22 protein-coding genes are annotated in these 24,491 nt (G+C 56.9%); 9 read left to right on the forward strand and 13 right to left on the reverse strand.

Translation table 11 applies throughout. The features are described 5' to 3' along the window. The 5 genes from kdpC to ACQZ51_RS18665 form a co-directional block, all read right to left on the reverse strand. A complete protein-coding gene (gene kdpC, locus ACQZ51_RS18645) occupies positions 1-570 on the reverse strand; it encodes a potassium-transporting ATPase subunit KdpC (RefSeq protein WP_448779490.1) in 570 nt (189 codons plus the stop codon). A 2-nt stretch (positions 571-572) separates the two neighbouring features. Beyond that, positions 573-2,609, reverse strand: a complete 2,037-nt coding sequence (kdpB, locus tag ACQZ51_RS18650; protein ID WP_448779492.1) for a potassium-transporting ATPase subunit KdpB — start codon at positions 2,607-2,609, stop codon at positions 573-575. Positions 2,610-2,621: 12 nt separating this feature from the next. Continuing rightward, positions 2,622-4,331, reverse strand: a complete 1,710-nt coding sequence (gene kdpA, locus ACQZ51_RS18655) for a potassium-transporting ATPase subunit KdpA (protein ID WP_448779493.1) — start codon at positions 4,329-4,331, stop codon at positions 2,622-2,624. Between the two features lie 18 nt (positions 4,332-4,349). Continuing rightward, positions 4,350-4,436 carry a K(+)-transporting ATPase subunit F gene (gene kdpF / locus ACQZ51_RS18660; RefSeq protein WP_065700206.1) on the reverse strand — a complete coding sequence of 29 codons (87 nt, stop codon included), beginning with the start codon at positions 4,434-4,436 and terminating at the stop codon, positions 4,350-4,352. A gap of 204 nt (positions 4,437-4,640) precedes the next feature. Then, a complete protein-coding gene (locus ACQZ51_RS18665) occupies positions 4,641-6,188 on the reverse strand; it encodes a cryptochrome/photolyase family protein (RefSeq protein ID WP_448779495.1) in 1,548 nt (515 codons plus the stop codon). A 360-nt stretch (positions 6,189-6,548) separates the two neighbouring features. On the opposite strand from ACQZ51_RS18665, the gene ACQZ51_RS18670 reads away from it, so the two are divergent. The 5 genes from ACQZ51_RS18670 (at position 6,549) to ACQZ51_RS18690 (ending at position 10,445) form a co-directional block, all read left to right on the forward strand. Continuing rightward, positions 6,549-7,217: an amino acid ABC transporter permease gene (locus ACQZ51_RS18670; protein ID WP_042617078.1), complete on the forward strand. Its 669-nt coding sequence runs from the start codon at positions 6,549-6,551 to the stop codon at positions 7,215-7,217. Between the two features lie 10 nt (positions 7,218-7,227). Next, positions 7,228-7,878, forward strand: a complete 651-nt coding sequence (locus ACQZ51_RS18675) for an amino acid ABC transporter permease (protein WP_448779496.1) — start codon at positions 7,228-7,230, stop codon at positions 7,876-7,878. 67 nt (positions 7,879-7,945) lie between these two features. After that, positions 7,946-8,752: a transporter substrate-binding domain-containing protein gene (locus tag ACQZ51_RS18680; RefSeq protein ID WP_448779620.1), complete on the forward strand. Its 807-nt coding sequence runs from the start codon at positions 7,946-7,948 to the stop codon at positions 8,750-8,752. Between the two features lie 13 nt (positions 8,753-8,765). Next, on the forward strand, positions 8,766-9,527 hold the full coding sequence (locus ACQZ51_RS18685) for an amino acid ABC transporter ATP-binding protein (RefSeq protein WP_448779497.1): 762 nt from the start codon (positions 8,766-8,768) through the stop codon (positions 9,525-9,527). A gap of 48 nt (positions 9,528-9,575) precedes the next feature. Beyond that, complete coding sequence (locus ACQZ51_RS18690; RefSeq protein WP_448779499.1) at positions 9,576-10,445, forward strand: shikimate dehydrogenase; 870 nt, start codon at positions 9,576-9,578, stop codon at positions 10,443-10,445. A gap of 39 nt (positions 10,446-10,484) precedes the next feature. On the opposite strand, the gene ACQZ51_RS18695 is transcribed toward ACQZ51_RS18690, so the two are convergent. Continuing rightward, positions 10,485-11,180, reverse strand: coding sequence for a TetR family transcriptional regulator (locus ACQZ51_RS18695; protein WP_448779622.1), 696 nt, complete (start codon positions 11,178-11,180; stop codon positions 10,485-10,487). 121 nt (positions 11,181-11,301) lie between these two features. On the opposite strand from ACQZ51_RS18695, the gene ACQZ51_RS18700 reads away from it, so the two are divergent. Further along, on the forward strand, positions 11,302-13,200 hold the full coding sequence (locus ACQZ51_RS18700) for a bifunctional sugar phosphate isomerase/epimerase/4-hydroxyphenylpyruvate dioxygenase family protein (protein WP_448779624.1): 1,899 nt from the start codon (positions 11,302-11,304) through the stop codon (positions 13,198-13,200). A 13-nt stretch (positions 13,201-13,213) separates the two neighbouring features. Here ACQZ51_RS18700 and ACQZ51_RS18705 read toward each other — a convergent pair whose 3' ends face one another. From ACQZ51_RS18705 to ACQZ51_RS18730, 6 genes are all read right to left on the reverse strand, one after another. Further along, complete coding sequence (locus tag ACQZ51_RS18705; protein WP_448779501.1) at positions 13,214-14,482, reverse strand: glucoamylase family protein; 1,269 nt, start codon at positions 14,480-14,482, stop codon at positions 13,214-13,216. Between the two features lie 150 nt (positions 14,483-14,632). Next, positions 14,633-16,354 (reverse strand): acetyl/propionyl/methylcrotonyl-CoA carboxylase subunit alpha, encoded by a 1,722-nt coding sequence (locus ACQZ51_RS18710; RefSeq protein WP_448779503.1) that lies wholly within the window; start codon positions 16,352-16,354, stop codon positions 14,633-14,635. Next, positions 16,351-17,970, reverse strand: a complete 1,620-nt coding sequence (locus ACQZ51_RS18715; protein WP_448779504.1) for a 5-oxoprolinase subunit B/C family protein — start codon at positions 17,968-17,970, stop codon at positions 16,351-16,353. The genes ACQZ51_RS18710 and ACQZ51_RS18715 overlap by 4 nt, the downstream gene beginning before the upstream one ends. Before the next feature lie 7 nt (positions 17,971-17,977). After that, positions 17,978-18,787: a putative hydro-lyase gene (locus ACQZ51_RS18720; protein ID WP_448779505.1), complete on the reverse strand. Its 810-nt coding sequence runs from the start codon at positions 18,785-18,787 to the stop codon at positions 17,978-17,980. Between the two features lie 10 nt (positions 18,788-18,797). Then, positions 18,798-19,565, reverse strand: a complete 768-nt coding sequence (locus ACQZ51_RS18725) for a LamB/YcsF family protein (RefSeq protein ID WP_448779507.1) — start codon at positions 19,563-19,565, stop codon at positions 18,798-18,800. A gap of 13 nt (positions 19,566-19,578) precedes the next feature. Next, positions 19,579-20,826, reverse strand: coding sequence for an NRAMP family divalent metal transporter (locus tag ACQZ51_RS18730; RefSeq protein ID WP_448779510.1), 1,248 nt, complete (start codon positions 20,824-20,826; stop codon positions 19,579-19,581). A gap of 228 nt (positions 20,827-21,054) precedes the next feature. Here ACQZ51_RS18730 and ACQZ51_RS18735 point away from each other — a divergent pair, with 228 nt between their 5' ends. The 3 genes from ACQZ51_RS18735 (at position 21,055) to ACQZ51_RS18745 (ending at position 23,447) form a co-directional block, all read left to right on the forward strand. Beyond that, entirely contained in the window at positions 21,055-21,726 is a 672-nt protein-coding gene (locus tag ACQZ51_RS18735; protein ID WP_244656334.1) for a GntR family transcriptional regulator, read from the forward strand. Between the two features lie 134 nt (positions 21,727-21,860). Continuing rightward, the gene (gene pdxY, locus ACQZ51_RS18740; RefSeq protein ID WP_448779626.1) at positions 21,861-22,736 is read left to right on the forward strand and encodes a pyridoxal kinase PdxY; all 876 of its coding nucleotides are present in this window, start codon (positions 21,861-21,863) and stop codon (positions 22,734-22,736) included. A gap of 75 nt (positions 22,737-22,811) precedes the next feature. Then, the gene (locus tag ACQZ51_RS18745; protein ID WP_243258284.1) at positions 22,812-23,447 is read left to right on the forward strand and encodes a carbonic anhydrase; all 636 of its coding nucleotides are present in this window, start codon (positions 22,812-22,814) and stop codon (positions 23,445-23,447) included. A 121-nt stretch (positions 23,448-23,568) separates the two neighbouring features. Here the strand turns inward: ACQZ51_RS18745 and ACQZ51_RS18750 are convergent, their stop codons facing one another. Further along, positions 23,569-24,384 carry a lytic murein transglycosylase gene (locus ACQZ51_RS18750; protein WP_448779513.1) on the reverse strand — a complete coding sequence of 272 codons (816 nt, stop codon included), beginning with the start codon at positions 24,382-24,384 and terminating at the stop codon, positions 23,569-23,571. Positions 24,385-24,491 lie beyond the last annotated feature (107 nt).

The raw sequence follows: 24,491 nt of genomic DNA on the forward strand, positions 1-24,491 counted from the left end.
TCAGCTCTTGAGCGCATCCAGCGCGAGATTGAGTTCTAGCACATTCACGCGCGGCTCACCGACAATTTCAAGAGCCGCTTTCTCGGTATGTTCAAGAAGCAGATTTTGCACTTGTTCGGGAGTCAATTGGCGCGAAGCAGCCACGCGGGCGACCTGCGCCTGCGCAAATTCCGGCGAAATATGCGGATCAAGACCCGAGCCGGATGCGGTGACGCTATCGGCAGGAACAGCGCCCGTGATGCCTGCTGTTTTCAGCCGTTCGATATCAGAGGCCACACGGTCCTTCAGCTTGGCGGACGTCGTGCCAAGGTTTGAGCCGGAAGACGCAGCAGCATTATAGGGGTCAGGCGAAGTTGCCGAAGGGCGCGGCCAGAAATAGCGCTCGGACGTGAAATTCTGGCCAATCAGGGCAGAGCCGACAACAGCATCACCCTGACGAATGACGCTGCCATTCGCCTGCTGCGGCATGACAAGCTGAGCAATGCCGGTGACCGCCAGCGGATAGGCAACGCCGGTCACCAGCGTCAGGAGAACAAGAACGACAAATGCGGGTCGAAGAAATTTAAGCATGATTACACCAGGTGCAGGGCCGAAACGGCGAGATCGACAATCTTGATTCCGGCAAAGGGCAGAAGCAAACCGCCTAGGCCATAAATCAGGAGGTTACGGCGCAACAGGGCGGCCGCGCTGGATGGCCGGTATGCGATGCCCTTGAGCGCCAGAGGAATGAGCGCGATTATGATCAGGGCGTTGAAAATGACCGCAGACAGAATTGCCGATTGCGGCGAGGACAGGCCCATGATGTTGAAGGCGGCAAGTGCTGGATAGGTGGTGACGAACAAGGCCGGGATGATCGCAAAATATTTGGCGACATCATTGGAGATGGAAAATGTCGTCAGCGATCCACGCGTCATCAAAAGCTGCTTACCGATTTCGACGATCTCGATGAGCTTGGTTGGGCTGGAATCGAGATCGACCATGTTGGCGGCTTCGCGTGCGGCCTGCGTGCCGCTCTGCATGGCCACGCCCACATCGGCCTGGGCCAGAGCTGGCGCGTCGTTGGTGCCATCACCACACATGGCAATCAGGCGACCGCCCTGCTGTTCGCGGCGGATATAGGCCAGCTTGTCTTCGGGCGTTGCCTCGGCCAGGAAGTCATCGACACCGGCTTCGGAAGCGATTGCTGCGGCGGTGACTGGATTATCGCCTGTGACCATGACGGTGCGAATACCCATGGCGCGAAGGGCTGCAAACCGTTCCTTGATGCCGGGTTTCACCACGTCCTTCAGGTGGATAACGCCGAGCAGGCGTTTGCCGTCTGCCACACCCAGAGGCGTGCCGCCAGACCGAGCCACGCTTTCAACCGCCTGCAGGAATTCACGCGGAGCGTCCTTGTCGGTCATGCCGGTAAACTTCAAGACGGCATCGATGGCACCCTTGCGCAATTGATGGGTGCCCATATCCACGCCGGAAAGCCGGGTCTGGGCGCTGAATGCAATCGTGTTGTCAACCACAGCCTTTGGTGCAGCAAGGCCGAACTCTCCAGTGGCAAGTGCTGCAATGGAGCGGCCTTCCGGTGTTTCGTCAGACAGGCTGGCAAGAAGGGCGGCTTCTGCCAGCTGGTGCTGGGTCACGCCCGGAGCCGGAATGAAATCCGCCGCCATGCGGTTGCCGAAGGTGATCGTACCGGTCTTGTCCAACAGTAGCGTGTCAACATCGCCAGCCGCTTCGACCGCACGGCCGGACGTGGCAATGACGTTGAAGCGAACGAGGCGATCCATACCCGCAATACCTATCGCCGACAGCAATCCGCCAATCGTGGTAGGAATGAGGGTGACGAGGAGAGCTGCCAGAACGGTTACGGAGAGGACAGTGCCGGAGTAGCCAGCAAGGCCCCAGATCGTAATAACGACGATCAGGAATATCAGCGTCAGGCCGGACAGGAGAATGGACAGGGCTATCTCATTCGGTGTCTTCTGTCGTTCGGCACCTTCGATGAGCGCGATCATCCGGTCCACGAAGCTTGCGCCCTGCGGGGTGGTGATGCGGATTTTGAGCTGGTCGGACAGAACCTGCGTTCCGCCCGTTACAGCCGAACGGTCACCGCCGGACTCGCGGATAACCGGAGCAGATTCGCCGGTGATGGCGCTTTCATTGACAGACGCGACGCCTTCGATCACCTCGCCATCGCCGGGTATGAGCTCCCCGGCATCAACGACAACGATATCGCCCACGGCAAGCATGGTGGCGGGAACAGACTGCGCCACACCATTGGCATCCAGCCGACGCGCGTTGAGATCCGAGCGGCTGCGCTTCAGGCTTTCGGCCTGTGCACGACCTCTGCCTTCGGCCACGGCCTCGGCAAAGGTTGCAAACAGAACCGTAAACCAGAGCCATGCGGCGATCTGACCGGAGAACCCAGCTGTGCCGTTGCCGGTTAGCAGGTCGCGAATGAAGATGACGGTCACCATGGCGGCCACGACTTCGGTTACGAAGATGACAGGTGTGCGGTAGAGTTGTCTGGGATCGAGCTTCACGAAGGCCTGCCGAATGGCGGGGACGACGATTGCAGGATCGAAAAGACCAGATTGTGCTGGCTTTTGTAACATGAGTGTTTTCCTTTAGAAGGTCTGGCCAGCGAGCATCGCGAAATGTTCAACGATCGGGCCAAGTGCCAGAGCCGGGAAATATTGCAGCCCGCCGAGAATGATGATGATGCCGATCAGGAGGCCGACAAACAGCGGGCCATCCGTCGGGAACGTACCATTGGAGGCGGGAACCTTGACCTTTGCAGCAAGCGAGCCAGCAATAGCCATGACAGGAATGACATAGGCAAAGCGACCCAGAAGCATGGCAATGCCAAGCGTTGTGTTGTACCAGGGCGTATTGCCGGAGAGGCCCCCGAACGCCGAGCCGTTATTGCCAGCGGCCGACGTATAGGCGTAGAGAATTTCAGAAAGCCCGTGCGGACCCGCTGTGCCGATGCTGGCAACCGCCATGGGCAGCATGGCCGACACCGCTGAAAAACCGAGGATAGCAACCGGCAGGATGAGAACCGCCAGCATGGCGCATTTCATTTCCCGGCCTTCGATCTTCTTGCCCAAAAATTCGGGCGTTCTCCCCACCATCAGGCCAGCCACGAAAACGGCCAGAAGCGCAAAGACGAGCATGCCGTAAAGACCAGAACCAACACCGCCGGGCAGAATTTCACCGAGCTGGATGAGGAACATGGGCACCAAGCCGCCAAGGCCTGTGAAAGAGCCGTGCATGCCGTTGACGCCACCGTTGGAAAGGCCCGTCGTCACGGCTGCATAAAGAGCGGTCATGGCCTGACCGAAGCGCACTTCCTTGCCTTCCATATTGCCCTGAAGCGCATCCACGCCCAGCGATGTCAGGATGGAGTTGCCCGAGGCTTCCGCCCAGTAGATTACTGCCACACCCGAAATCAAGAGAGTGGCCATGGCCGACAACAGCACCCAGCCCTGGCGGCGGTTGCCCACCATTTGGCCGAAAGTGTAGACGAGCGCGGATGAAACGCACAGCATGGCAAATATGTTGACGTAGTTTGCAAATGCCGTTGGATTTTCAAATGGATGAGCCGCATTGGCGTTGAAGAAACCGCCGCCATTCGTGCCCAGTTGCTTGATAGCCTCCTGGCTTGCGACAGGCCCAAGAGAAATCACCTGCTGTGCACCCTCAAGCGTGGTTGCCGTAACACTGGCATCCAGCGTCTGCGGCACACCCGTCCACACGAAAACAAGCGCGATAACGATGGCGAGCGGCACGAGAACGTAGAGCGTGGCGCGGGTCATATCGACCCAGAAGTTTCCTAGGGTTGTGGCCTGCGAACGCATGAAAGCACGCGTGAATGCCATGGCAAGCGAGATGCCGACGGCAGCCGACAGGAAGTTCTGAACGGTCAACCCAACCATCTGGCTCAAATGGCTCATGGTCGCTTCACCGGCGTAGTTTTGCCAGTTCGTGTTGGTAATGAAGCTGACAGAGGTGTTGAAGGCCAGATCCGCCGGTACGTTTGCAAAGCCCTGCGGATTGAGCGGCAGATAGGCCTGGAGGCGCAGGATCGCGTAAAGAACGAGAAAGCTCGCCAGTGAAAAGGCAAGCATCGACAGCGTATAGGTAAGCCAGTTCTGTTCTTTTTCCGGGCTGGCGCCAGCGGCGCGATAAATACCACGCTCGATGGGGCTTAAGACCGGCGACAGAATGGTTCGTTCACCTGAAAACACCTTCGCCATGTAAAGTCCCAGCGGTTTGACAACGCAGAGCACGGCGAGGAAAAGGAGGCTGATCTGCAGCCACCCGAGAATGGTCATGGACGTTCTCCCGTAAGGTCAGAAGCGTTCGGGACGCAAAAGCGTCACGACGAGGTAGACGACAAGAGCGCCGGCAACGGCCAGCGCGAGCAAAGCTTCAATCATGTCGCCCTCACAGCTTGTTCAGCGCACGTGCATAAACGGCAAAGCCGATCAGCAAGGCACTGCCTCCGAGGATGAAGAAAAGGTCAGACATGTGGGTCTCTCCATTTGTTGAGAAACCCACCCTACGCCCTGACCACGTCAGGGTTCGATTGGGAATGCAGGCCCGCTACATAAGGAAAAAATAAAGATTCCTTACAGCTGCGATCAGACCGGGACACCATCATCCAGCTTTTGCAGAAAGGCTTGCGCGCTGTCGGTATAGTCTTTCCGTTTTTCCTCGCTCATACGCCGCCACGTGGCGTAAGGCTGAGCAAGCCTGCGATTGCCGAACAGTTTTTCAGCATTCCGATCCAGAAAATCCCAGTAGAGCGCATTGAAGGGACAAGCGCCCTCACCGGTTTTGCGCTTCACATCATATTGACAGTTTTCACAATAATCCGACATGCGGGAAATATAAGCGCCGCTGGCGGCATAGGGTTTCGAGCCCAGCAGACCACCATCGGCAAACTGACTCATGCCTATGACATTTGGCATTTCAACCCATTCATAGGCATCGGCATAGACTTCCAGATACCACTCATGAAGCGCATGGGGATCGAGCCCCGCCAGCATGGCGAAGTTGCCGGTGATCATCAGGCGCTGAATGTGATGGGCATAGGCATTTTCAATGGTCTCACCAATCACCGTCGCCAAACAGGCCATGTCGGTTTTTGCCGTCCAGAAGAAATCCGGCAGCGGCCGCTTTGCGGCGAAGAAATTGCGCTGCGCATATTCAGGCATGAAGCGCCAATAGATACCCCGCATATATTCCCGCCATCCGATAATCTGGCGAATGAAGCCCTCGACGGCGTTGATCGGCGCATCGCCTTGCAAATAGGCACGTTCAGCGGCCTGGCAAACCGACAGTGGGTCCAGCAAGCCAATATTGATGTAAAACGACAGCAGGGAATGATTGAGGAACGGATCGCCGGTGACCATGGCGTCCTGTGTTTCCCCAAATTTGGGAAGAAAGTCAGAAATGAATGCGTCAGCAGACGCCTGCGCATCAGCCCGCGTCACGGCAAAGGCAAATCCATTGGCTGATCCCATGTGATCTGGAAAGCGCGCTTCGATGAGGTCCATCACGGCACGGGTCGTTTCGTCTGGTGCAAACCGCGGATGACGGTGGCGAAATAGATCGGGCTTGCCCGGGGATCGGTTTTCGCTATCGAAATTCCAGCGCCCGCCCGTGGGAACATCGCCCTCCACCAACAGCCGGGTTTTGCGGCGCATATCGCGATAGAAAAACTCCATGGTGAGTTGCTTGCGGTCATCGGCCCAACGGGCAAACTCCTCATGCGAGCAGAGGAACCGGTCGTCCGCGCGAATGTCGACATGGACATTGGTTTCTGCTTCCCAGCGTTTCATCTCGGTCAGGACGCGCCACTCACCGGGTTCGGTCACCACAATTGTCTGAGGATGCAGATCGTCGACCGCTCTTTTCAACTCGCCTGTGAACGATCCCGTGTTGTCTTCATCATCCAGTCGCACATACCGGACCGTGAAACCGAGACCGGCTAGCTCTTCCGCAAAATGGCGCATGGCCGAGAGAATGAAGATAATTTTCTTGCGGTGGTGCCGGACATAGGTGGTTTCCTCAGCAACCTCGCACATCAGGATCACGTCGCTTGCTGGGTCCGCCCCGCGAAGGCTGGACATCGACGGAGAGAGCTGATCCCCCAGAATAAAGACAAGGTTCCGACAATGCGTCATGCAGAAATTTCCTCATGTTGTAGGGATATTACGATCAGAATCAGCAAAAGGATGACGCCGGCGGGTCGAATATGAGTCCTTAGCGCATTTGCTTGCATGTGAGCGTCATCATCGCTTTTCACACACGATTTGCGGTCATCGAATTGCGCAACAAACCCGCCTTGACCACAGTGAGAAAGACGTTGACGTATCGAAATCCGTCTCGCTTGACAGATTTGAACTAACTGGTACAAACATTGTGTTGCCGATGGATTGATGCGCGGGAGGCGCTGGTTTCGGCAAGATACAAGGACGGTGCAAAACGTCCCGCAAAATGGCAGGAGCAGAGCAAATCGACGCTTTGCGAGATTGGGAGGACAGATGTCATATACGCTGGATTTCTCGGCAGTTTACGACCGCCTGCCGGAATTGCTTTTGGCGTGCCTCGCAACAATCGGCCTCGCGCTTGCAGGCATGTTTCTGGCAACGATTATCGGCGTACTGGGTGTTGTCGCCCGTGGATCTTCCTTCAAGCCGCTGCGCGCACTCGTCATTGCCTTTGTCGAGATCATCCGTAACACACCGTTTCTGGTCCAGATTTTCTTCATCTTCTTTGCGCTCCCCCAGATGGGCCTGCGGTTGAACCCCACGACAACCGCCATTGTTGCTCTGGCCTTGAACGGCGGCGCCTATGCGATCGAGATCATTCGTGGCGGTGTAGATGCGGTTCCAAAGGGGCAGATCGAAGCAGGGCTGGCGCTCGGATTGCGCCGCTCGCAGATCTTCCGTCACATCATTCTGAAGCCTGCGCTGCGCGCGGTCTATCCCTCTCTGACCAGCCAGTTCATCATGCTGACGCTGACAACATCGGTTTGCACATCGATTGCGGCCTATGAGTTGACGTCCGTTGCCCAGCGGATTGAGGCTGAAACATTCCGTTCGTTCGAGGTCTATTTTTCCATCACGCTTCTCTACCTCGTCATTTCGTCTCTGATGATGGCCGTTTTCGCTTTGATTTCGCGCCTGTCATTCAGCTACCCGGTCAAGTGAGGCAAAGGCGATGACACCTATCGGCACCAACGAATTGTTCTTCCTGATGCAGGGTCTGAAATGGACCGTGGCATTGGCGCTCATCGGCTTTATCGGCGGCGGGGTATTCGGCCTTTGCGTTGCCATGGCCAGAACAGTCGACAGCAAGATCGGCCAGCGTGTGACCGCCGCTTACATCGCCATCTTCCAGGGAACGCCGCTGCTGATGCAGCTCTTCGTCGTCTATTATGGCGTGGCACTGGTGGGCCTTGATATCGATGCGTGGCTTGCGGTGGCCATTGCATTCACGCTGCACGCCAGCGCGTTTCTGGGCGAAATCTGGCGCGGCGGCATTCAGGCCGTGCCGAAAGGCCAGACAGAGGCCGCCAAGGCACTCGGTCTGCACTATGTTTCGCGCATGAAAGACGTCGTCCTGCCGCAGGCTTTCAAGATCTCGCTGCCTGCGACCATCGGCTTTCTCGTCCAACTCATCAAAGGCACGTCGCTTGCCGCAATCGTCGGTTTCGTTGAGCTGTCGCGCGCCGGACAGATCGTTTCCAACCAGACATTCAAGCCTCTGACGGTCTTTGCCATCGTTGGCCTCATCTATTTTCTGATCTGCTGGCCTCTGTCTCTATGGGGCGCTGGGGTGGAAAAGCGGCTTCAAACCGCATCACGCTAAAACATATCATCTGCTTTGTAAGGAGGAGCAAAATATGAAGTTCATGAGCAAGACAATCAATCGCCGAATGGTGCTTGCGCTCGCCGCAGCCACCGTAACCCTGCCACTTATGGCGTCGAACAACGCTTTTGCCGGCACGCTTGAAGAAGCAAAGACCAAAGGCACCGTCGTCATCGGTATCCAGGGAGATAATTCCCCATGGGGCTTCGTCAATTCCAGCGGCGTTCAGGATGGTCTCGACGCCGACATCGGCAAGGCATTTGCCGACCACCTCGGCGTCAAGGTTGAGTTCGTACCGCTGGCGGTCGCAAACCGCATTCCTGCTCTCATGACAGGCAAGGTTGACGTGCTATTTGCCACCATGGGCATGACAGCAGAACGTGCAAAGACCATCCAGTATTCCCAGCCTTACGCGGGCAACGTTCTCTCGGTTTATGGACCGAAGGACAAGAAGATTGCTGGCTACGATGACCTGACAGGTGTTTCGGTTGGCGTTCCGAAGTCGAGCGCAATGGATACGTCCATTACCGCTGGCGCTGGCTCCAAAGCCAATATCCTTCGCTTCGATGATGATGCTGCCAATATTCAGGCTCTCATCTCAGGTCAGGTCGAAGTGGTCGGTGGCAACCAGTTTTACGGTGATCGCCTCAATGCTGCGGCGGCTGGAAAATACGAATCCAAGTTTGACCTCACCACGCTCTATAACGGCGCAGGCACTCGTCCGGGCGAAAAAGACTGGAACGCATCCGTCAATGAGTTCCTGGTGAAGATCAAGGGCAATGGCGAACTGGCGAAGATCTACACGAAGTGGATGAAGCGGGACGTTCCGGCCTTCCCGGAATCCCTCCCTGATATCCCCTTCACCGTAAAGTAAGCTGGAGGCTCCCATGCTGCAAACCACCGATACACAAGTTCCGTTGATCGCTCTTGAAGCGGTGGAAAAGTGGTATGGATCCTTTCATGCCCTGAAGAATATCAATCTGACGGTTCGCAAAGGCGAGAAAATCGTGCTTTGCGGGCCGTCAGGCTCAGGCAAATCAACGTTGATCCGTTGCATCAATCACCTTGAAGACATTCAACAGGGCACGATCACTGTCGAGGGAACCAAGCTGACGTCGTCCGCAAGTGCCATCGACACGGTCCGGCGTGAAGTCGGCATGGTGTTTCAGAACTTCAACCTGTTTCCGCACAAGACCATTCTAGAAAACTGCACCCTTGCGCCCATGCGCGCGAAGGGCCTGTCGAAGGCGGACGCCGAGCAGACAGCGCGCAAATATCTCGAACGTGTCCGAATCCTTGATCAGGCAGACAAATATCCGGCTCAATTATCCGGTGGCCAGCAGCAACGCGCAGCCATTGCGCGCGCGCTTTGCATGGAGCCAAAGGCCATGCTGTTTGATGAACCGACATCGGCTCTTGATCCAGAAATGGTCAAGGAAGTCCTCGACACCATGATCGGACTTGCCAAGGATGGCATGACGATGATCTGCGTGACCCATGAAATGGGATTTGCCCGGCAGGTGGCAGACCGCGTTGTATTCATGGCTTCCGGTGAAATCATTGAAGAAGCGCCGCCGGAAGAGTTCTTCAAGAACCCTCAGCATCAGCGGACCCGCACATTCCTTGGTGAAATTCTTGCGCACCATTAGTGCGCGTTCCCCTCTTCCAAGCAGCCTTTCCCTGATGAGAATACCGACATGACAGACAGAAAAACATTGAAGGTCGGGCTGATCGGTGCCGACATCCAGCTTTCAAAAACACCAGCAATGCATATGCGAGAGGGTGCTGCGCATGGCATCGACTACGCCTATGAATTGATTGACATCATCGCCAGAAACGTACCGGAAACTGCGCTGCCGGAGCTTCTTGAAGAGGCGGAAAGTCTCGGGTTTGCAGGGGTCAATATTACCCACCCCTTCAAGCAGCGCGTGATACCGCTGCTACACGAATTGTCTGACGATGCGCATATGCTGGGCGCCGTTAACACCGTCGTATTTCGCGATGGCAAGAGAACCGGTCACAACACGGACTGGTACGGCTTTTATGAGAGCTTCAAGAGAGGGCTGCCGAATGCAAAGCGCGACCGGGTTCTGCTCATTGGTGCTGGCGGGGCTGGTGTCGCTGTCGCTCACGCCGCTTTGAAACTGGATATTCAACGCCTGGATATTCTCGATCAGGATATCGCCCGCGCAGAACAACTTGCAGATAATCTGAATGGCCGGTTTGGCAAAGGCCGGGCGTTTGCGGTCGCAAAGCCGGAAGAGTCCTTGCCGCATGCAGATGGGTTAATCCACGCAACCCCCACCGGGATGCCGGCACATCCCGGAATGCCGGTACCATCAGCCTTGATTGAGGAGCGCCATTGGATCGCGGATATTGTCTACATGCCGTTGGTCACCGAGCTGCTGGCCGAAGCGACACGCAAAGGCTGTCAGGTTCTGCCGGGCGGCGGGATGGCAGTGTTTCAGGCAGTGGACGCCTTCAGGCTGTTTTCCGGTGAAGAGCCCGATCCGGAACGCATGAGTGCGCATTTCAGAGAACTTTGCATGGATGAGGCCACAGGATGACATATCCAAAGCATGGGGACCACAAGACTTGGAACGACCCTACTGACCGGCTTTTTCGGTAGCCCGGATATGCTCAACCCGAAGCACATAGCGCAGCACCATTTCCGCGACATGCTTCGAAAGGGTTTCCTGACCATCGTCGGTAAACAGGTTGCCACCGAAAATGAACGAGAAGGTCGCAGCATTCGAAACGTTGAAGAACGACAGCGCGCTAATCTGCCAGTGCAGTTCAAGCGCGCCGACGCCCTCACGAAAGACGCCCTTTTTTTGGCCACGCACGAGAACATTCTCCAAGGCATCGATCGCGGGGCGGTTGAGCTCCCGGATCGTTTCAGAAGCCTGCATGTGACGGCCATGGTGAACGTTCTCGATCATGACCATTCGTATGAAAGCAGGATGGCGACGATGGTGATCGAAGGTAAACCGACAGAGTTTTTCGAGCGCGGCAACCGGTTCCATCTCGTCCAGTTCAAGTCCGCTTTCACCGCCGCGCACCTGCGCATAAGCAGCTTCAAGCGCCTGTTGGTAGAGGCCTTCCTTGTCTCCGTAGTAGTAATAAATCATGCGCTTGGATGTGCGGGTACGCGCAGCAATTTCGTCAATGCGCGCGCCAGACAGTCCGTTTTGCGCAAACTCATCCATGGCAACGCAAAGAATATCGCGCCGCACACCCTCCGGATCGCGTTTGGCTTGCCGGGGCGCAAGGGTGCTGTTCGAGGTCTCCGCTTTCGTCATCATACACCTATCAATAGTCCAATCGGCCCGAACTGAAACCGTCACTATTAACTAATTAGTACATAATCACGGAAAGGAAGGCAATATGGTCATCTCCGGCATCGAGACGCAGAAGCACCCCATGCGGACCTCCATCGCGACCGTTTCCATCAGCGGCGAGTTTCCCGAAAAGCTTGCGGCAATAGCCAAGGCGGGGTTTTCAGGGGTCGAAATCTTCGAGAACGATTTCCTGACCTATGACGCCTCCCCCCGTGAAGTGCGTGCGATGGTGAAAGACCACGGCCTGGAAATTACCCTCTTCCAGCCCTTTCGTGATTTCGAAGGCATGCCGGACCACCACCGCCAGCGCGCATTTGAGCGCGCAGAGCGCAAGTTCGACATCATGGGAGAGTTGGGCACGGAACTTATGCTGATCTGCTCGAATGTATCGCAGATTTCGCTGGGTGGAATAGACCGGGCCGCTGCCGATTTCCATGAGTTGGGAGAACGTGCCGCAAAGCACGGTCTGCGCGTCGGTTACGAGGCTTTGGCTTGGGGGCGTCACGTCAACGACCACCGCGATGCCTGGGAAGTCGTGCGCCGAGCCGATCATAGCAATGTCGGCATCATTCTGGACAGTTTTCACACGCTGTCGCGCAAGATCGACCCGAACTCGATCCGCTCCATTCCCGGCGACAAGATATTCATCGTGCAACTGGCGGACGCCCCGCTGTTTGACATGGACCTCCTCTATTGGAGCCGCCATTTTAGAAACATGCCGGGCGAAGGGGATCTCCCGGTCGTTGACTTTATGCGGGCCGTCGCCGCAACCGGTTATGCCGGGCCATTATCTCTAGAAATCTTCAACGACCAGTTCCGTGGCGGCTCCGCCCGCCTGCTCGCAGAAGATGGCCACCGTTCGCTCATCAATCTCATGGACAAAGTCCACCGTCTCGAGCCCGATATTCGTATTGACGTGCCCAATATGCCCGCGCCGGTGGAAACAAGTGGCGTGGAATTCGTGGAGTTCACGACGGGGCAGAACGAGAAGGCCGAGCTCGAAACTTTATTGACCACACTCGGCTTCTCGAAATCTGCTCGCCACTGCAATCGCGAGGTTGAGCTCTACACGCAGGGCGATATTCGCATCGTCATCAATACCGACAGCACCGGCGACAGCTTTGCCGGCGCGTCCTATTCGGTGCATGGCACGAACGCCTATGCCTTCGGCCTGAAGGTCGATGATGCGAAGGCAGCACTGCAGCGGGCGGCCGCACTCGGTGCACCCACCTTTTTTGAGCCGCGCAAGAGTGGCGAAGCCTCAATTCCAGCCATTCAGGGCGTCGGAAATGGCGTGATCTACTTCCTGGACGGCTCGCCCGACCTTGCTTCCATCTGGGACAAAGAGTTTTCGCAGCTTCCTTCGCAAACCACTGGAGATGCCGGACTGACCCGCATTGATCATCTGGCTCAGACAACGCGCTACGATGAAATGCTGACATGGCTGCTGTTTTACACGTCGACTTTCTCCATGCGCCGCACGCCCATGGTCGATGTGGTGGAACCGGGCGGCCTTGTTCGCAGCCAGGCAATCGAAAGCCTTCCCAAGCCCGACTTCCGTCTCACGATGAACGGTGCCGACAACCGCAAGACGTTTGCTGGAAAGTTTCTAGCGGAAGGGTTCGGCACCAGCATCCAGCACATTGCTTTCTCGACCGACGATATATTTGCAACGGCGCAGGCACTGCACGCACGCGGCTTTCAAGCCCTGCCTATCTCCCGCAACTATTATGATGACCTAGAGGCACGTTTCGGGTTGGAGCCAGAGTTTTCCGACGCGCTACGCGCTTCCAGCATTCTTTACGACCGTGACGACCACGGGGAATATTTCCAGATCTACAGCCAAACATTTGGCGAAGGCTTCTTCTTCGAGATTGTAGAAAGGCGGGAGAATTATGCGGGGTACGGCGCCATGAACGCGCCATTCCGCATCGGCGCACAGCGTCGGTTGCTCCGCCCGGCGGGAATACCCCGAGACTAAGCGTCAGATGTGGTCAGGCATTTGGATCGCCGACCCGAAAGCCGAGGCGGTCAAGGCCGCGCTGGACTTCTGGCGCACCCATGAACAGCGCCCATAACAGGCCGGAACGATAGTTCTCCATCATGGCCACGATGGGGCCCTGGTCAATCGCCAGATGCGTTTCTGCCATCCAACCGGTAACCGGCGAGAAGGCATCGACAAAGCCGTAGCGCGCCATCAGCTTGCCGCCGTCGTAACTGAGGAATGCGCGAGCCGCGGCAGTCGCTTCGTCAGGGCACACAGGAAAACTGGAGAGCGCAGCGGTCGGGGAGATGATGTCATTATCCTGCGTTGGAGAATGAACGCGGTAGCCCTTCGGGCCATCGCTGGCGGTCATTCCCCAAAGATCCGATCCGGGATATTTTGACTGACAATGCGCGTAGTTGATCCGCGTGTGCGCCTCCACCTGTTGCCAATAATCCGCATAGGTATCGGAAAGGCCCCTCGGGTCCAGCGTACAGAAGGAATATTGCGAGAGAAACAATGGCCCGCCATAGGGTTCGCCCAGCGGCAAGACCGTTCCCAAATAGGAGTTGCCATTCACCATGTCCCCCGACCGTGCCCATCCCTTGTGGTAATGGACCGGATCAATCGCGTGTTTCTCAGCGCCTGCGGCCAGCACATAGCTAACCAGGGCTTCATTCCAACCGGTGATGGTCAGATCCAGCGACCATCGCCGTCCGGGGCTCCAGTGCCACCACAGCGGGCCATCCGTTGCCCGCGTGTACCAGTCCCACTCGACGGATCCTATCAGGTCATTTGCAAGGGCGCGAAAGCGGGTTTCAGCCAATGTGGAACGGTAGAAATACTGCCGGGCGCATATCAGTCCTTGTAGCAGAAAGGCTGTTTCGACCAGATCACCGCCATCATCTTTCGGCCCAAAGGCAATGACCTCGCTGGTTTCACCATGAATGAAATGAGCAAATGCACCGTGAAAACGCTTGGCCTTGTGCAAGGCTGCGACCATCCGTGTGACACGATCCAGCGCCTCGTCACGGGTTATCCAGTGCCGTTCTGCACCCACGACGATTGCGAGAAACGAAAAGCCAGTGCCTGAAACGGACGCAATTTCGTTGATGACCGAGCCATCAGAGCGCAGGCGGTCTCGTGCCAATCCAGAAACCGGATGACTGCCGAGCCAGAAATAATCGAAGGTACGTCGCTGAATGTCTTCAACATCGTCGGGCAGTGGTCTTTGAGGGACAAGACCCTGCCCATTCCATATCTGATTCTCGGTATCCAAAATGCTGTCCGGCGTCCATGATAAGTTCGCCACCCTATCCCAAACAATTGGGCGATATTATAGCCACTTGCGCCGACAGGGGCCGTCATTGACGGCTCACAATCGACGCAAGGTTCCATTGCCATGACATCCGCTTGGGTTGAAAGACGCCTATTCGAACACGAACAGCGTATCTCCCGCCTGCAGATAGTCACCTTCCTTGACACGCAGACGAACCGTGCCTGCCTTGGGTGCTGTTACCTGCGTTTCCATTTTCATGGCCTCCATCACGGCAACCAGATCGCCCTCTGAGACCGCAGATCCATCTTCCACCTTGAAAGACTGAAGTGTTCCCGAAACGGGCGCGACGATACCGGCGTTTTCGGAATGCGTTTCCGATGCGGGCTTACCCGCACCGCCTGCGGAACCGAGGCCAGCCAACAACAGATGCGGAAGGCCAACGGCGACACGCTTTCCGTCTATCTCCAGCCATGTGCGTGTCATCGCAATGTCGTCGACAGGCTTTTGCCGCTCCATCGCATCCGGCATGTCGGCAAAATCCGTCTCGATCCAGCGGGTATGAACCTTGAAACCATCAGTCCCGATAAAATCTTGCGTATCAATCGCTGCCCGGTGAAAGGGCAGAACGGTCGCCACGCCCTCAATGCGGAATTCCTGCAGCGCACGGCGTGCACGGCGCAGCACCTGCTCCCGGTCCGTGCCAGTCACAATCAGCTTTGCCATGAGGGAATCGAACACGCCCGGGATTGTCGATCCGGTGACGACACCGCTATCCAGACGGATGCCGGGGCCGGATGGCGGATCGAACACGGAGATTGCGCCGGGCGTTGGCAGAAACCCGCGACCGGGATCTTCTGCGTTGATGCGAAATTCCATGGAGTGTCCACGTGGCTCAGGCGTTTCGAGGATCTGGAGCGGATGCCCCTCAGCCACACGAAACTGCTCGACGACCAGATCGATGCCCGTGGTCTCTTCCGTCACCGGATGCTCGACCTGAAGGCGCGTATTGACCTCAAGAAACGAAATCGTGCCATCCACGCCGAGCAGGAACTCAACCGTTCCCGCGCCGGAATAACCCGCCGCAGCGCAAATAGCCTTGGCAGAATCGTGGATTTTCTGACGCTGCTCAGGCTGCAGGAACGGCGCTGGCGCCTCTTCAATCAGCTTCTGATTTCGACGTTGCAGCGAACAATCGCGTGTACCCAGCACAACAACATTGCCGTGCTTGTCAGCAATGACCTGCGCTTCGATATGGCGCGGGCGATCCAGGAACCGCTCGAGGAAACATTCGCCACGGCCAAAGGCGGCTGTGGCCTCACGCACGGCGGAATCATAGAGATCGGCAATCTCTTCCATCTTCCATGCAACCTTGATGCCGCGCCCACCACCGCCATGCGCCGCCTTGATGGCAACAGGCAAGCCATGCACTTGCGCAAAGGCGGTCACTTCGGCAGCCGTTGCGACGGGGCCGTCACTACCCGCAACCAGGGGAGCCCCGACGCTCTTGGCAATGCGTCGCGCCTCGACCTTGTCGCCCAGCACTGTAATGACATGAGGATCAGGCCCGATCCAGATCAGGCCTGCATCGATAACGGCCTGCGCGAACTCTGCTCGCTCGGACAGAAACCCATAGCCCGGATGGACAGCATCCGCGCCGGAACGCTTGGCGATGGCAATCAGTTTGTTGATATCGAGATAGGTTTCCGAAGGACGCACGCCCTCCAGCCCATAGGCTTCATCTGCCAGCTTTACGAATAGCGCATCCTGATCAGGGTCCGCATAAACGGCGACCGAACCGACACCGTAATCACGGCATGCACGGATGATGCGCACGGCGATCTCGCCACGATTGGCAATCAGCACTTTTTTCATGGCTTGTCTCCCGAAAGCTCTGTGTTCTTGCTCGCCGATATCTCGGCGAAAGGCCCAAGCGGGCGAAACTGGATTTTGGCGTTCACCGGAATTTGCCCCGTGAGATCAAGGTGATGCTCGGCAACGGCAGCGACAACCGGATAACCGCCCGTCAGCGGGTGATCGGCCAGAAATAGAACCGGCTGACCGCTGTGGGGTATCTGGATTGCACCTGTTGCCGTGCCTTCACTGGGAAGCTCAGCGCTGTCCCTGCGTTCAAGCGGTGTGTCACCGGCAAGGCGAATGCCCACGCGGCTGGATTGCGGCGTAACTTGCCAAAGCTGACTCGTCAGTATGTCTAAGCCAATCTGCGTAAACCAGTCACTGCGGGGACCCATAACGACATCCAGCGTCACAACATCGTCTTTACCCGGAAGGTCAAATGCAGGTGCTTCATTGATCGAGACGCTGGAAAGGCCTGACGTCTCGTTGCGCAGGTGAATGACCGAACCAGCGGTTACAGCCTCAGGCCCAACCATGGCCAGGGTGTCGGTTGCAGCACTTCCGAGAACAGCCGCAACGTCAAAGCCGCCACGGACGCTGAGATAACAGCGCATGCCTTTTACGGGATGTCCAAAGGTCACCACGTCGCCCGGTTCCAGCGCGATCGGCACATAGGCAGAGCTCTCAAAGCTATAAGCATCCGATTTAACGGTAATGACGCCAGCGGCACCGGCAATGCCGACAACGGCGCGGCTGGTTGCCTTGAATGAAAAGCCGCCCAGCGTGATTTCCAGACAGGGCGTATTAACACGATTGCCGACAATGCGGTTCGCCGTGTTGAAAGCGGATTGATCCAGCGCGCCGGAGGCGGAGACACCCTGCCCCGTCTGCCCGAAACGTCCCCGGTCTTGAAACAGCACCGGCATGGGTGCGGCCAGAACCTCGAACCGGGCCGCCTCTGGTTTCGCGGTGGCCTTGGCTGCAGCAGGCTTTGATTGGGCAATATCGACCTTGCCGCTTTCCTTATCCATATCAAAAAAGCGCACGCGGTAACCGGGCTGAAACAGCGCGCCGGGTTCACGCTCAATATCCCACATTTTCAGGGGTGTTGTACCAATAATCTGCCACCCCCCGGGACTGTTTTGCGGGTAGACACCGCTGAAAGCCCCTGCAAGCGCAACCGATCCCGCCGGAATGCGCGTGCGCGGGCTTTGCCTGCGCGGCACATGCAGGGCCGGATCACCACCAACAAGATAACCGAAGCCGGGCGCAAAACCGCTAAAGGCAACGGTGAATTCGCTCTGCGTATGCCGCTTGATGACCTCATCAACGCTGAGGCCAGTCAATTCCGCAACATCAGCCAAATCTTCACCATTATAACGCACCGGAATTTCTACCAGCTGGTCGGAAGGCGCTATCTTTGCGGAGAGATCGCGGGTCGCGATGTCAGCCGCCAGTGCCTGCGCGGAGATGATCTCGGGCCGGAAACGGATCATCAGCGTTCGCGCTGCTGGCACTGTTTCTTCAATGCCATGAACGGGATCGGCATGAAGCGAGGCAAACAGGGCCAGCGTCTGATCGAGATCAGCAAGTTCAACGAGGATCGTCGTGAGACTGACCGGTAAAAAACGCATCTTGTCCTCACGCATGATAGGCCGAATCCGGAATGTCGGTAATGAACATGTGCCCCGGAGAATGGGTAATCGCAAATGGCACGCCTGACGCCATCACGGCCGCCTGAGGCGTGACGCCACAGGCCCAGAATACTGGCACTTCGCCGGGCTCAATGCGCACGGCATCGCCGAAATCAGGCTTAGCCAGATCAGCAATGCCAATCTCTGCCGGGGAGCCGACGTGAACGGGTGATCCATGAACGGCGGGAAACCGGCCCGAAATCGTCGCCGCATCGGCAACTCGAGCAGCAGGAATAGGACGCATGGAAACGACCATATTGCCCTTCAACCGTCCTGCCGGACGGCAGGGCTGGTTGGTCAGATACATTGGCACATTGGACTTGTCGGTCATGTGGCGGATTTCGATGCCAGCCTCCACCATGGGTGTCTCGAACGTAAAGCTGCAGCCGATGAGGAAGGCGACGAGATCCTCGTGCTCAGCCCAGGCCGCAGTGGCATCGGCGGTTTCTTCTGCCAGTTTGCCATCCCGCCAGATGCGATAGAGCGGCAGATCCCTGCGCAGATCGGCATCCGGCGCCAGCAGAGTTGTTGGAGAGCCCGGATCGGACACATCCAATACCGGACACGCTTTGGGGTTGCGCTGCGCATAGAGCAGAAAATCAAAAGCCCAGTCTCGAGGCAAAACGATCATGTTGGCCTGTGTGAAGCCCGGTGCGATGCCGGATGTCGGCGCAACCAGACCGTTGCGATACTGGGCGCGGGCAGCGCGCGCCGTATCCGCATTGGTATGCTGAAGATAAGATGTCGGAATGGTCATCGCTGGCCCTTTACGGCTTTGAGATGAAAGAACGAATGACGATGCCCTCGGCTTCGAAACGCTGCCGGATCTGTTGGGTGATGGCGACCGCCCCCGGGCTATCGCCGTGAACGCAGATCGATTGCGCTTCGATCCTGATAACGCTGCCATCAATGGCTTCCAATGTGCCGTCCCGGGCAAGCTGCACCATGCGCTGCGCGATCTTGTCAGCATCATGCAGAACGGCGCCCGCTTCACGGCGGGACACGAGTTGGCCATCTGGCGTGTAGGCACGATCCGCGAAAGCCTCGGCAACAACCGTAAGGCCTGACTGACGCGCAAGTTCTAAAATGGGAGCATTGGCGAGACCCATCAGGACGAGGGATGGATCAACGGCCTTGATGGCATCAATCACGGCCTGACCCTGCACAGCATCATTGGCAATGCGGTTGTAAAGCGCGCCATGCGGCTTGACGTAACGAACGGATGTGCCCGCCGATTGCGCCAGCCCCTTCAACGCACCGATCTGATAGATAACGTCGGCCATCAGGTCTTCGCGCGTAACATCCAGATCGCGGCGGCCGAAGCCGACGCGGTCCGGATAGGAAACATGGGCTCCCACGACGACATTTTTCTCGGCAGCGGCCTTCACCGTGCGGAAAATGCCCGCCGGATCGCCCGCATGAAAACCGCAGGCAATGTTGGCACTGGAAACGACTGCCAGCATGGCTGCATCATCCCCCATGGCCCACGCGCCGTAGCCCTCGCCAAGATCGCTGTTCAAATCGATGGAAGCCATGTTTGTGTTCTCCTTATGCGGCTGAGAAGAGCAGAGCGAAAATCGGCCCGATCGACTTGTAGCCCATATACCAAGTCAGTGCGCAGACGATAACGCCGAGCGCAAGAAGCCAGCGCGGATAGCGATAACCGGCCATAAGATCAGAGCGCGCCCAGGCAGCATAGACAAAGATCGACAGGCCGATGGGCAGGATGAGACCGTTCAGTCCGCCAACGAAGACCAGCATCTGCGCTGGAGGCGTGGTGATGATGACGTAGAAGAACAGGGAGACTGCGATGAAGATGACAGTCGCAATGTTGCGAGCCCGTTCACTGATGTCCTGTTTGAAAACGGTGATGAAAGAGACCGACGTATAAGCGGCACCGATGACCGACGTGATGGCCGCAGCCCACAGAACGACGCCAAAGATCCGCAAGCCGATATCGCCCGCAGCGGCCTGGAAAGCCTGAGCTGCGGGGTTTGCACCCTTGCCCGATACATCAATGACAACGCCGCTGGCGACCACACCCAGAATGGCAAGGAACAGAACGTAACGCATGATGCCGGTGACCGCGATACCCGTGAGTGCCGCACGGTTGACGGCACCGAGATTTTCAACGCCGACCATGCCCTTATCAAGCAGGCGATGAGCACCGGAATAGGTGATGTAACCACCGACAGTGCCGCCAACAATCGTCGTGATGGTCGCGAAATCGATGGTCGATGGCAGGAATGTCTGGAACAGGGCATCGCCAACAGGCGGGCCGGAAACAAAGGCAACATAAACCGTCAGAACGATCATCAGGATGCCTGCGAAAATGATGAACCTGTCTACGGCCATTCCGGCGCGTTTCGATAGGAAGATGCCAATCGCCAGAAGCGCGCTCAGCGCACCGCCCAGCTTCGGATCCAGACCAAGCATGGCATTAAGGCCAAGGCCCGAACCGCCGATATTGCCGATATTAAAGAACAAGCCACCAACGATGACGAGAACAGCGAGCACATATCCCGAACCCGGTATCGCAGCGTTCGCGATGTCGGAAGCGCGCATCCGCGTCAGTGTGACGATGCGCCAGATGTTCAGCTGAACAACGAAATCAATCACGATGGAGGCCAGAATGGCAAAGGCAAAAGCAGCGCCGAGCTTGGTTGTGAATGTTGCGGTCTGTGTGATGAAACCGGGACCGATGGCCGAGGTCGCCATCAGAAAGACAGCTGCGGTCAGAGACGCTCGTCGGGATTTAACGAACTCGGCACTTTGAGCTATTTTTGTAGGCTCCATGGATTTTCTCCTTAGCGCATCCGCCCCTCGCGGATACTTTAAAGCAACTTTGGCGGCATCTACAAAATTGTCAACATTGTTGAACAATAAAATTATATCGTTCTTTCATTCTGCGCAATTTTTGGCACCATTGGCGCGAAACTAAGCATCATTTTTATCTCCGTTGCCATGTTTTTGTGATATTGCAGCCGGCATCAGCAACACCGCCATCGGGACAATCGACTGCGAATGAACGGCCACCAAGACAACACCGTGATGGAATCACTGCCGCTAGCGGATCGGGTAGCGCGGGATATCCGCGATCTCTTGATCACGGGGGCATTGGTGCCAGGGCAGAGGCTTTCCGAAGCAGCCTTCAGCGAACGCCTCGACGTCTCCCGAAATTCGCTGCGCGAAGCCTTCCGGCTGCTGACAAAAGACGGCCTGTTGCGGCATGAAGCCAATCGCGGTGTTTTCGTTTCGACGCCTAGCACGGACCAGATCATCGATATCTACCGCGTCAGACGCATGCTGGAATGCGGGGCGCTGCGTCAGGCATGGCCAAAACATCCTGCGACCACCACGATGCGTGATGCGGTCGAGGCTGCGAAGATCCACCGCGAGCGGCAGGAGTGGCGGGAAGTTGGCAGTGCCAACATGAAATTTCATGCAGCCGTCATTGATCTTTCCGATAGCAGCAGGCTGAGCGATTTCTATGCGCGCGTTGCCGCCGAACTTCGCCTTAGCTTTGGGCTGTTGAACGACCCGGAACAACTGCATTCTCCCTTCGTGGATATGAACGAGCAGATACTGGGCCTGGTGATCAAAGGAAAAGTGGAGGACGCGGCCACACAAATGGACCTTTACCTGAACCTTTCCGAGCGCACTGTGCTGAAGGCACTGGAACGCGCCGGAAAGTGACCGGATAAAAACTGCACGTGGATACCACACTAACAGTGGAAAGCCGCGCAGCATTGTGCCATGACGAAACCAATTACGCGGCCGAAGGCGCCAAATCATGCGTCATGACCGCTGCCATGTGGAATGAGTGCATTATGCAGGACAATACCAACGGCTCCGTCATCGTCATTTCCAGCCACGTGATGCGTGGTTCTGTCGGCAACCGTGCAGTCGTGTTTGGGCTCGAGACTTTAGGCTTTCCAGTCTGGGCCGTTCCCACCATCGTCATGCCCTGGCACCCCGGCCATGGACCATCGACCCGTCTGCGGTTCGACAATGCCGAATTTGATTCCGCGATGCAGGATTTGGCGACATCGAAATGGTCCGGTGAAGTGCGCGCAATACTCACCGGTTATTTCGGAAGCGCCGATCAGGTGCGCTCCGTCGCGCGGCTGATCCGCGACATGAAACGAGCAAACCCTGATCTCATCTATGTTTGCGATCCTGTTATGGGCGACCAGGGTGGGCTATACATACCGCAGGAAACCGCACAGGCCATCCGCGATGAACTCATACCCCTCGCAACGGTTTCCACGCCAAACCGATATGAGCTGGCGTGGATGAGTGGCGCAGAGCTTGAGACAAACAATGAGATCATCGATGCGGCTTTGGCGCTTGGTCCGCCTAAAATGCTTGTCACATCGGCTGTTCCGATGACGGTGGGCGGGATAGGCAACCTTTTCCTCAGCGGTCGTCATGCGCTTCTTGCCGAACATCGTGCAATTGAGAACGTGCCGAACGGTCTGGGCGATCTTCTTTCGGCGCTTTTTCTGGCTCGGCTGCTGCAAGGACTAGACGATGAAAAGGCGCTGCAACTGGCAACTGCAAGCGTTTTTGAAGTTCTCGCCCGCACGATGAAAAGAGGATCGAACGAACTGACGCTGGAGACCGATGCGTCCAGTCTTTCCACACCTATGGCCATGGTGCAGATGCGCCATCTCTTGCATCCATCCCGCAGCAAGCGCAAATAACGGATCGTCACGTAGGATTTTCAACACGCCGCGCTTCTCTGCGAGCCTGGCCCAGCAAAACGGTACTGCGTCATCATGAAAGATTTTCCTGACTACCTCCTCAATGGCTACAAGAACTTCATGAGCGGTCGCTACACCGATGAGCGTGAACGTTACCGCGCATTGGCAGACACCGGGCAAAAGCCGCAAACGTTGATCATTGCCTGTTGTGACTCCCGTTCAGCGCCGGAAACCATTTTTGACTGCGGCCCGGGAGAGCTGTTTGTGGTGCGAAATGTCGCCAACATGGTTCCGCCCTATGAGCCTGACGGTCAATACCACTCGACGTCTGCCGCCGTTGAATATGCGGTGCAGGTCCTCAAGGTAAAAGACATTGTCGTCATGGGCCATGGCCGTTGCGGCGGCATACAGGCGGCACTCGATCCGAACCTGGAACCTCTGTCGCCCGGCGATTTCATTGGCAAGTGGATGAACATGGTCAAGTCCGCTGCCGAGCAGATCCAAAGCAACGACGTTATGACCTCGGGTGAAAGACAAACTGCAATGGAGCGGGTTTCCATTCGCAATTCCATCAGCAACCTGCGCGCATTTCCTTTCGTCAAGGCTCAGGAAACCGCGGGAAAGGTCAGGTTGCACGGTGCATGGTTTGATATTTCAACTGGGGAACTGTGGATTATGGACAGCAAGACTGGCGATTTCCGCCGTCCATGAGCAAAAGTCCGAGGCACTCTCGGACTTTAAGCCTTGAAGGCACCCCAAAAAAGAATGACCGCACACATGCGCGGTCATTCCTTTCTCGGAGGCGACGAGATCGCCTTAATATCTCAGTGGATTATTGGCCGTCGATGGCCTTGCCGATGAAGGCGATGGACTGCTGATAGACGCTTGCAGCGTTCCATCCCTGAATGGCACCGTAATTTGTCTGGCCCTGCTGATATCCAGCACCGCGCTGCCAGCCGTGACCGACCAGAAAGTTGGCGGTCGAAGCAAGTGCGTCGGCGCGAGAACCGACCAGATCAATGTGGCCATTGCGGTCGAAATCGACGCCATAACGCACGACGTTGAGAGGAAGGAACTGAGTCTGGCCGATTTCGCCATGTGCCGCGCCCTTGGCAGTAACGCTCAGATTACCGCTTCCGACCAGTTTCAACGCAGCATAAAGCTGTTCGGTGAAATATTCGGAACGACGGCAATCATAGGACAGCGTCGCAACTGCGGACATGGTGTGCTGGTTTCCAAGGAAAGCGCCGAAGCCGGTTTCCATGCCCCAAATGGCGAGCAGCGGGCCAGCCGGAACGCCATAGGCGCGTTCGATATTGGCAAAAAGCGCTGCGTTGTTCTTCTTCATGGCCTTGCCACGCGAAATGATCGCCTGACCACCGCGCTTCTGCATGAACTGATCGAAGGAAAGCTTGAAACTGTGCTGACCACGGTCTGCACGGATCGTTGCCTGATTGTATGAGACACTCGAAAATGCACGATCCAGAACTGATGGGCTGACGCCCCTGCCCGCAGCTTCCTGCTTGAATGCGCCGACCCAGGCATCAAAGCCCGCCGAAGTATTACCGCACTGCGCCGCCATAGCCGACGTTGCCGCCATTGCGGAAACCATAACTACGCCAACGGAAAAAGCTTTTAGTGCCCGCATCAGAATTTGCCTTCAAAGTTTTTGGGTTCGCGCCCTAACTCGGTCACCACTTGACTGAGATGTATGGCTTTCAGCCTGCCTGCTGACATCAAAACCGGCAAATAAAC

It is taken from the genome of Agrobacterium sp. CG674, from assembly GCF_053521645.1.

Coding starts and splice junctions, on each gene's coding strand:
- ACQZ51_RS18745 (WP_243258284.1), top strand. CDS start 22,812: ATGAAAGATTTTCCTGACTACCTCCTCAATGGCTACAAGAACTTCATG.
- kdpC (WP_448779490.1), bottom strand. CDS start 570: ATGCTTAAATTTCTTCGACCCGCATTTGTCGTTCTTGTTCTCCTGACG.
- ACQZ51_RS18750 (WP_448779513.1), bottom strand. CDS start 24,384: ATGCGGGCACTAAAAGCTTTTTCCGTTGGCGTAGTTATGGTTTCCGCA.
- ACQZ51_RS18730 (WP_448779510.1), bottom strand. CDS start 20,826: ATGGAGCCTACAAAAATAGCTCAAAGTGCCGAGTTCGTTAAATCCCGA.
- ACQZ51_RS18700 (WP_448779624.1), top strand. CDS start 11,302: ATGCGGACCTCCATCGCGACCGTTTCCATCAGCGGCGAGTTTCCCGAA.
- ACQZ51_RS18725 (WP_448779507.1), bottom strand. CDS start 19,565: ATGGCTTCCATCGATTTGAACAGCGATCTTGGCGAGGGCTACGGCGCG.
- ACQZ51_RS18680 (WP_448779620.1), top strand. CDS start 7,946: ATGGTGCTTGCGCTCGCCGCAGCCACCGTAACCCTGCCACTTATGGCG.
- kdpF (WP_065700206.1), bottom strand. CDS start 4,436: ATGATTGAAGCTTTGCTCGCGCTGGCCGTTGCCGGCGCTCTTGTCGTC.
- ACQZ51_RS18715 (WP_448779504.1), bottom strand. CDS start 17,970: ATGCGTTTTTTACCGGTCAGTCTCACGACGATCCTCGTTGAACTTGCT.
- ACQZ51_RS18685 (WP_448779497.1), top strand. CDS start 8,766: ATGCTGCAAACCACCGATACACAAGTTCCGTTGATCGCTCTTGAAGCG.
- ACQZ51_RS18665 (WP_448779495.1), bottom strand. CDS start 6,188: ATGACGCATTGTCGGAACCTTGTCTTTATTCTGGGGGATCAGCTCTCT.
- kdpB (WP_448779492.1), bottom strand. CDS start 2,609: ATGTTACAAAAGCCAGCACAATCTGGTCTTTTCGATCCTGCAATCGTC.
- pdxY (WP_448779626.1), top strand. CDS start 21,861: ATGCAGGACAATACCAACGGCTCCGTCATCGTCATTTCCAGCCACGTG.
- ACQZ51_RS18675 (WP_448779496.1), top strand. CDS start 7,228: ATGACACCTATCGGCACCAACGAATTGTTCTTCCTGATGCAGGGTCTG.
- ACQZ51_RS18720 (WP_448779505.1), bottom strand. CDS start 18,787: ATGACCATTCCGACATCTTATCTTCAGCATACCAATGCGGATACGGCG.
- ACQZ51_RS18670 (WP_042617078.1), top strand. CDS start 6,549: ATGTCATATACGCTGGATTTCTCGGCAGTTTACGACCGCCTGCCGGAA.
- ACQZ51_RS18690 (WP_448779499.1), top strand. CDS start 9,576: ATGACAGACAGAAAAACATTGAAGGTCGGGCTGATCGGTGCCGACATC.
- kdpA (WP_448779493.1), bottom strand. CDS start 4,331: ATGACCATTCTCGGGTGGCTGCAGATCAGCCTCCTTTTCCTCGCCGTG.
- ACQZ51_RS18710 (WP_448779503.1), bottom strand. CDS start 16,354: ATGAAAAAAGTGCTGATTGCCAATCGTGGCGAGATCGCCGTGCGCATC.
- ACQZ51_RS18735 (WP_244656334.1), top strand. CDS start 21,055: ATGAACGGCCACCAAGACAACACCGTGATGGAATCACTGCCGCTAGCG.
- ACQZ51_RS18695 (WP_448779622.1), bottom strand. CDS start 11,180: ATGACGAAAGCGGAGACCTCGAACAGCACCCTTGCGCCCCGGCAAGCC.